Below are 7,892 nucleotides of genomic sequence, written 5' to 3'. Positions count from 1 at the left end.
TGCTGAAGATACTCGGTGGCCTGGGCGCCGAAGACGGGGCGGCACGGCTATCCACCCGGCCTGTAGGAGCTGCCGAAGGCTGCGATCTTTTGATCTTGGCCCTACAAAAATAGAACAGCCCCCGGCGCAGTACGCCGGGGGCTGTAATGACCACATCCGTGTGGCCGTCGCATGAACCTATTCTGAAAGCTGCAGGCGTAACGCTTAAATCACCTGCTCCTGCTTTCCCCCGGCTCTACGAATTAGCGGGATTACTCTGCTTTCAGGCCGTCAGCCGAAACAGCTTGAACGCCTTTGATTTTCTTGGTGATGTCGACCGCGATCTTTTTCTGCGCATCGGTGATCGCAACTGTCGAGGACAGGGACACTACACCTTTGTTGGTTTCAACTTTGATGTCCGAACCTGGAATGCCCTTTTCGGTCAGCAGGTCAGATTTAACTTTGGTCGTGATCCAAGTATCAGAAGTAGCTTCCTTGGCTTTGGTGACTTCACCCGCGGCAACAACCATCGGCGCTTGAGTCGTTGCTTGAGCTGCGAACGCAGCGTTGGCCAGAGTCATGGTCAGAGCGGTGGCAGTTGCGGCAGCAATAGCGAACTTCTTCATACAAGTAACTCCTGTCTTCTTAAAAATCTGCGCCGTCTCACAGCAGCAGGGTTATCAGTACTATTGCAGGGCCTGTGCCAACTTTTTAAAACAATAAAATCCTTTATTTTCAATTACTTACGCAACGTTAAGTTTTAGCCTGTCGTGCAGATTGCATGACGCCATTCAAATCAGCATGCAAGTTGCGGCTTTTCAATCATGGCCTTTTGCACTGTTTTTTGTGCAGGCATAAAAAAAGGATCCCGAAGGATCCTTTTTCAAAGCAGGCGTTCGCAGCGATTAAGCTTGCGACGCCTTGGCAGCAGCTACGTCTTTGATCGACAGCTTGATACGGCCGCGGTTGTCCACGTCCAGTACCAGTACTTCAACTTCCTGACCTTCTTTCAGAATGTCAGTCACTTTCTCAACACGAGCATCGCTCAGCATCGAGATGTGAACCAGGCCGTCTTTGCCTGGCAGGATGTTGACGAATGCGCCGAAGTCGACGATGCGCTCAACTTTACCCACGTAGATTTTGCCGATTTCAGCTTCAGCGGTGATGCTCAGAACGCGCTGACGAGCCGCTTCTGCTGCTTCTTTGGACTCGCCGAAGATCTTGATCGAACCGTCGTCTTCGATGTCGATCGAAGCCTTGGTTTCTTCACAGATTGCACGGATAGTCGCGCCGCCTTTACCGATAACATCACGGATTTTGTCGGTGTCGATTTTCATCGCGATCATGGTCGGCGCATTGGCCGACAACTCGTTACGCGAGACAGCAATGATCTGATTCATCTGGCCCAAGATGTTCAGGCGAGCTTCCAGGGCTTGGCCCAGGGCGATCTCCATGATTTCTTCGGTGATGCCTTTGATCTTGATGTCCATCTGCAGCGCGGTAACACCTTTAGAGGTACCGGCTACTTTGAAGTCCATGTCGCCCAGGTGATCTTCGTCACCCAGAATGTCGGTCAGAACGGCGAATTTTTCGCCTTCTTTAACCAGACCCATAGCGATACCGGCAACCGGTGCCTTCATCGGTACACCAGCGTCCATCAGTGCCAGCGAGGCACCACAGACCGAAGCCATGGAGCTGGAACCGTTGGACTCAGTGATTTCCGACACCACACGGATGGTGTACGGGAACACGTCAGCAGCAGGCAGCATGGCCTGGACCGAACGGCGGGCCAGACGGCCGTGACCGATTTCGCGACGACCAGCGCCACCCATGCGGCCACACTCACCTACCGAGAACGGAGGGAAGTTGTAGTGCAGCATGAACGGGTCTTTTTTCTCGCCTTCCAGAGTGTCCAGCAACTGTGCATCACGGGCAGTACCCAGAGTTGCAACAACCAGCGCCTGAGTTTCACCACGGGTGAACAGTGCCGAACCGTGGGTTTTAGGCAGAACGCCGACTTCGATATTCAATGGGCGAACAGTTTTGGTGTCACGACCGTCGATACGCGGCTTGCCGTTTACGATGTTTTCGCGAACGGTGCGGTATTCGATTTCGCCGAAAGCCGCTTTGACTTCGCTGGACGACGCCTGGCCTTCTTCACCGGACAGTTTGGCAACAACCTGATCCTTCAACTCGCCCAGGCGCGCGTAACGATCGGCCTTGACGGTGATGGTGTAAGCCTGGGAGATCGCTTCGCCGAACTCGGCACGGATAGCGCCCAGCAGTGCGGTAGCTTCTGGGGCAGCAGCCCAGTCCCACGTTGGTTTTGCAGCTTCGGCAGCCAGCTCTTTAACCGCTTGGATAACCACCTGGAATTCGTCGTGGGCAAACAGCACAGCGCCCAGCATCTGGTCTTCGGTCAGCTCTTTGGCTTCCGACTCAACCATCAATACGGCTTCCGACGTACCGGCAACAACCATGTCCAGGCTGGAAGCGGCCAGTTGCTCGTAAGTCGGGTTCAGCAGGTAGCCAGTGCTTTCGTGGTAAGCAACGCGAGCCGCGCCGATCGGACCATCAAAAGGGATACCGGAGATTGCCAGGGCAGCCGAGGTACCGATCATCGCAGCGACGTCCGGATCGGTTTTCTTGCTGGTGGACAGAACGGTGCAGACTACCTGCACTTCGTTCATGAAGCCTTCCGGGAACAGCGGGCGGATCGGACGGTCGATCAGGCGCGAGGTCAGGGTTTCTTTCTCGGAAGGGCGACCTTCACGCTTGAAGAAACCGCCTGGAATTTTACCGGCAGCGTAAGTTTTTTCTTGGTAGTGAACCGACAGAGGGAAAAAGCCTTTGCCTGGATCCGCTTGTTTGGCACCGACTACAGTCACCAACACGCTGACGTCATCGTCAACGGTGACCAATACTGCGCCGGAAGCCTGACGGGCGATACGGCCAGTCTCGAGGGTAACGGTCGACTGACCGAACTGGAATTTTTTGATAACCGGGTTCACGGTGTCCTACCTTTTCTTTGTGGCTCTTGGGGAACGGGTTTCTTGCGAAAAACATGCGCATCGTCGGGCAAGCGCCCGGTTCAAGATACTTACGAAAACGGCCTGTTTGGCGAGCTTTCGTAAGCATCCGGTTAGCCCAGATAAAACTTGAGGCTGGAAGCCTGCCATGAGCCTGTGGGAATCCCACAAGCGCACGACAAACAACCAGCCTCTAGCAACATCGCTATTAGCGACGCAGACCCAGGCGAGCGATCAGCGCAGCGTAACGGCTGATGTCTTTGCCTTTCAGGTAGTCCAGCAGCTTACGACGCTGGTTTACCATGCGGATCAGACCACGACGGGAGTGGTGATCTTTACCGTTGGCCTTGAAGTGACCTTGCAGCGTGTTGATGTTAAAGGTCAGCAGTGCAACTTGCACTTCTGGAGAACCAGTATCACCTGGAGCTTGCTGGTAGTCTTTTACGATTTCTGCTTTGTGTTCAACTGTCAGTGCCATGTTGGCTTTCCTTTCATTAGGGCTCTGCTTGCAAGCAAGACAGATCCAATAGGCCGAGGACAAATCCTCGTATTTAAAAGTGAGATGTGACCGTGCCTAATAACAGCCACCCTCTTTCAGTTCGGCCCGAGGCCGTTAAGCCTGGAGCCGGCCTGTTTCGGTCATTCTGACCGAATCAGTCGACGTGGCGCGATACGCCCGTCTTCGCTCACTTCACCGATACCGATAAAGCGACCGTTGTGATCTTGTACCCGCACCATACCGAACTTCGGTGCATCGGGAGCGCGTACCGGCTGGCCATTGAGCCAATAGAACGCGCTGGCCTCCGAAAAGTGCAGCAGTGGCCAGTCCAGCAAACCGCTGTCCGATGGCATCAGGAAACGATCAACTGCTTCGTTACCGCCTTCGGCATGTACAGCTTCCAGTTCTTCCAGGGTGACCGTTTGGGCCAGGCAGAAAGGACCGGCCTGCGTACGACGCAGTTCTGCAACATAGGCTCCGCACCCCAGCTCTTCACCGATATCTTCCACAAGGGTACGGATATAGGTGCCTTTGGTGCAGTCGACGGACAAACGCGCAGTGTCGCCTTCGCTGGCCAATAATTCGAGACGGGTAATAGTAACAGAACGCGGTTCTCGCTCCACCACTTCGCCTGCACGTGCCAACTTGTATAGCGGCTGGCCATCACGCTTGAGCGCAGAGTACATCGGCGGTATCTGACTGATTTGCCCACGAAATTTTGGCAAAACAGCCTCAATATCGACGCGACCAACGGTCACTGGGCGAGTTTGCAAAACTTCGCCTTCCGCATCCGCTGTGGTGGTGGTCTTGCCCAATTGCATCAAGGTTTCATAACCCTTGTCTGAATCGAGCAGGTATTGCGAAAACTTGGTGGCTTCGCCAAAGCACAGCGGTAAAACACCACTGGCCAATGGATCGAGGCTACCGGTGTGCCCGGCCTTTTCGGCATTGAGCAGCCAGCGGACTTTTTGCAGCGCCGCATTGGAGGTGAACCCCAGCGGCTTGTCGAGCAGAATGATGCCGCTGACGTTACGACGGATACGCTTGACCTGAGCCACCGGTTACTCCTTGGTGTCTTCAGGAGCTACAGCATCCGGGTGCTGATTGTCTTCAGCCACGGCACGCTCGATCAACGCGGACAGGTGAGCACCCCGCACAACGCTTTCATCGTAGTGAAAGTGCAGTTGCGGAACGCTGCGCAGCTTCATTTCACGCGCCAGTTGCATGCGCAGGAAACCTGCTGCCGAGTTCAGCACCTTGATGGTCTGAGCGATATCGTCAGCGTTGTCTTGCCCCATTACCGTAATGAAGATCTTGGCGTGACCTACGTCGCGACTGACTTCAACAGCGGTGATGGTGACCAGGCCCACGCGCGGGTCTTTGACTTCACGACGGATCAGTTGTGCCAGCTCACGCTGCATCTGATCGCCGATACGTTGGGTACGGCTGTATTCTTTTGCCATGTCTTGTTACCTGTTACTCACCCATGGGAAACCCATGCGTTCTGAAAGCGGCAAACGCCCGGCCTGACAGAAGCCAGACCGGGCGTTGCGTTTAGAGTCCGGGGCAGGCACTGCGCAAAAGCATACTGCAGTGCGCCCTGGCTCTTGAGGCTCGTGATTTAGAGGCTGCGGGCAACCTGGACCTTCTCGAACACTTCGATCTTGTCACCGACTTTAACGTCGTTGTAGCTCTTGACGCCGATACCGCATTCCATGCCGGCACGCACTTCGGACGCGTCATCCTTGAAGCGGCGCAGGGATTCCAGCTCGCCTTCAAAGATAACGATGTCATCGCGCAATACACGGATTGGACGGTTACGGTGAACAACGCCTTCCAGCACCATACAGCCGGCGATTGCACCGAACTTGGGCGAACGGAATACATCGCGGACTTCAGCAATACCCAGGATATTCTCCCGAACGTCGCTGCCAAGCATGCCGGTAAGGGCTTTCTTGACGTCTTCGATGATGTCGTAGATGACGTTGTAGTAACGCATGTCCAGGCCTTCTTGCTCGACAATCTTGCGAGCGCCAGCATCAGCACGCACGTTGAAGCCGAACAATACAGCGTTGGAGGCCAGTGCCAGGTTAGCGTCGCTCTCGGTGATACCACCGACACCGCCACCCACAACACGCACTTGCACTTCGTCGTTACCCAGGCCGCTCAGCGCGCCCTGCAGAGCTTCCAACGAACCACGGACGTCCGATTTGAGGACGATGTTAAGCGTCTTCTTCTCTTCCTGGCCCATGTTCTCGAAGATGTTTTCCAGCTTGCCTGCGTGAGCACGCGCCAGTTTCACTTCGCGGAACTTGCCTTGACGGAACAGGGCGACTTCACGTGCCTTCTTCTCGTCAGTCATTACGCTCATCTCGTCGCCAGCGTCTGGCGTACCGTCCAGGCCGAGAATCTCGACAGGGATGGATGGACCGGCTTCCTTGATAGGCTTGCCGTTCTCATCGAGCATGGCGCGAATGCGGCCGTAGTTGGAGCCGACCAGTACCATGTCGCCTTGACGCAGGGTGCCGTCTTGAACCAGAACGGTTGCCACAGGACCACGGCCTTTGTCCAGACGGGACTCAACCACTACGCCACGGCCAGGAGCCGATGGTGTGGCCTTGAGTTCCAGAACTTCAGCTTGCAGCAATACGGCTTCGAGCAATTCGTCAACGCCGGTACCCATTTTTGCCGAGACCGAAACAAACGGAGTGTCACCACCCCACTCTTCCGAAGTCACGCCGTGAACGGACAGTTCGCTGCGGATGCGATCGAGATCAGCACCTGGCTTGTCGATTTTGTTCACTGCAACCACCAGCGGCACGCCAGCTGCTTTCGCATGCTGAACAGCTTCGATGGTTTGCGGCATCACGCCGTCGTCAGCCGCCACAACCAGAATCACGATGTCAGTGGCCTTGGCACCACGTGCACGCATTGCGGTAAACGCAGCGTGACCCGGGGTGTCGAGGAACGTGACCATGCCGCGTTCGGTTTCAACGTGGTACGCACCGATGTGCTGAGTAATACCGCCAGCTTCGCCAGCCGCTACCTTGGCACGACGGATGTAGTCGAGCAGAGACGTTTTACCGTGGTCAACGTGGCCCATGACGGTCACAACCGGTGCACGGGAGAACGACTCACCCTCGAACTTCAGGGACTCGGCCAAGGAATCTTCCAGGGCGTTGTCGCTGACCAGAGTCACTTTGTGGCCCAGTTCTTCAGCAACCAGTTGGGCAGTTTCCTGATCCAGTACCTGGTTGATGGTGGCTGGAGTTCCCAGCTTGAACATGAACTTGATGACTTCGGCAGCCTTGACCGACATCTGTGCGGCCAAATCGCCAACAGTGATGGTCTCGCCAATCTGTACGTCACGCACGACAGGGCCGGTCGGGCTCTGGAAACCGTGAGCATTACGCTTCTTCAGCTTGCTCTTGCCACGACCACCGCGACGGAAGCTATCGCTTTCTTCATCGGAAGTACGCGGAGCAACACGTGGCGTAGGTGCTTTCTCTTTGACAGAAGCACGATGCGGTGCGTTTTTGCGATCGCCGTCGCCACTGCCACGGCGATTGTTATCGTCCGCACGTGGTTTGTCCGGACGACGCTGCTCATCACGCTTGCGCGCATCTGCGGCTGGCGCAGGTGCTGCAACCGGTGCAGTTTGCACGGGAGCAGGCGCTGCAACAGCAGGAGCGGATGGCGCTGCAGTCGCAGCAGATGCTGGAGCAGGCTGACGACGCGCTTCTTCTTCGGCGCGACGCTTGGACTCTTCTTCAGCCTTTTGACGTGCAGCATTTTCTACTGCGCGGCGTTCATCCAGCTCGCGCTTGCGCTCGGCTTCGATTTCTTCCGGGCTTTGCTGTACGAAGACTTTCTTCTTGCGTACTTCAACGCTGATGCTTTTGCTTCCAGCAACACGCAGGGTACTGGTGGTTTTACGCTGCAAAGTGATTTTGCGCGGTTCTTCCACTTTCGCCTTGTGGCTGCTTTTCAGGTGAGTCAGCAGAGCTTGCTTCTCACTGTCGGTCACATTCTGCTCGGCGGCGGTGTGCGGCAGACCTGCCTCACGCATCTGCTGCAACAGGCGCTCAACCGGTGTTTTGACCTCATCGGCCAGTTGTTTCACCGTGACTTGCGTCATGCATTTCTCTCCTCAGGCCGCGCCTAATTACTCGAACCAATGGGCTCGGGCGGCCATGATCAACTTGCCGGCACGATCTTCGTCAATGCCGTCGATGTCGAGCAGATCGTCAATAGACTGCTCGGCCAGGTCTTCGCGGGTAATTACGCCGCGCACCGCCAGTTCCATCGCCAAATCCTTGTCCATACCCTCAAGCGAGAGCAGGTCTTCGGCCGGATGGGCGTCTGCCAGCTTTTCCTCAGTAGCG

At 55.9% G+C, this 7,892-nt stretch carries 7 protein-coding genes; all 7 read right to left on the bottom strand.

Translation table 11 applies throughout. The features are described from left to right. Window positions 1–251: 251 nt before the first annotated feature. Window positions 252–605, bottom strand: coding sequence for a BON domain-containing protein (locus Q1W15_RS05960; RefSeq protein WP_048385656.1), 354 nt, complete (start codon window positions 603–605; stop codon window positions 252–254). Between the two features lie 279 nt (window positions 606–884). Then, window positions 885–2,990 (bottom strand): polyribonucleotide nucleotidyltransferase, encoded by a 2,106-nt coding sequence (gene pnp / locus Q1W15_RS05955; RefSeq protein ID WP_300725034.1) that lies wholly within the window; start codon window positions 2,988–2,990, stop codon window positions 885–887. Between the two features lie 226 nt (window positions 2,991–3,216). Next, window positions 3,217–3,486 carry a 30S ribosomal protein S15 gene (gene rpsO, locus Q1W15_RS05950; protein WP_048373279.1) on the bottom strand — a complete coding sequence of 90 codons (270 nt, stop codon included), beginning with the start codon at window positions 3,484–3,486 and terminating at the stop codon, window positions 3,217–3,219. A gap of 161 nt (window positions 3,487–3,647) precedes the next feature. Further along, window positions 3,648–4,565: a tRNA pseudouridine(55) synthase TruB gene (gene truB / locus Q1W15_RS05945; protein WP_300725027.1), complete on the bottom strand. Its 918-nt coding sequence runs from the start codon at window positions 4,563–4,565 to the stop codon at window positions 3,648–3,650. Window positions 4,566–4,568: 3 nt separating this feature from the next. After that, window positions 4,569–4,970, bottom strand: coding sequence for a 30S ribosome-binding factor RbfA (rbfA, locus tag Q1W15_RS05940; RefSeq protein WP_300725025.1), 402 nt, complete (start codon window positions 4,968–4,970; stop codon window positions 4,569–4,571). Between the two features lie 158 nt (window positions 4,971–5,128). Next, window positions 5,129–7,645, bottom strand: a complete 2,517-nt coding sequence (infB, locus tag Q1W15_RS05935) for a translation initiation factor IF-2 (protein WP_300725023.1) — start codon at window positions 7,643–7,645, stop codon at window positions 5,129–5,131. 27 nt (window positions 7,646–7,672) lie between these two features. Continuing rightward, a partial coding sequence (locus Q1W15_RS05930) for a helix-hairpin-helix domain-containing protein (RefSeq protein ID WP_300725021.1) occupies window positions 7,673–7,892 on the bottom strand: 220 nt, incomplete at its 5' end.

Source organism: Pseudomonas sp. (assembly GCF_030150285.1).
Lineage (GTDB): Bacteria > Pseudomonadota > Gammaproteobacteria > Pseudomonadales > Pseudomonadaceae > Aquipseudomonas.
Note: the sequence above shows the minus strand (reverse complement) of the source record. Positions and strands in the feature narration are given on the sequence as shown.

Coding starts and splice junctions, on each gene's coding strand:
- Q1W15_RS05960 (WP_048385656.1), bottom strand. CDS start 605: ATGAAGAAGTTCGCTATTGCTGCCGCAACTGCCACCGCTCTGACCATG.
- rpsO (WP_048373279.1), bottom strand. CDS start 3,486: ATGGCACTGACAGTTGAACACAAAGCAGAAATCGTAAAAGACTACCAG.
- rbfA (WP_300725025.1), bottom strand. CDS start 4,970: ATGGCAAAAGAATACAGCCGTACCCAACGTATCGGCGATCAGATGCAG.
- infB (WP_300725023.1), bottom strand. CDS start 7,645: ATGACGCAAGTCACGGTGAAACAACTGGCCGATGAGGTCAAAACACCG.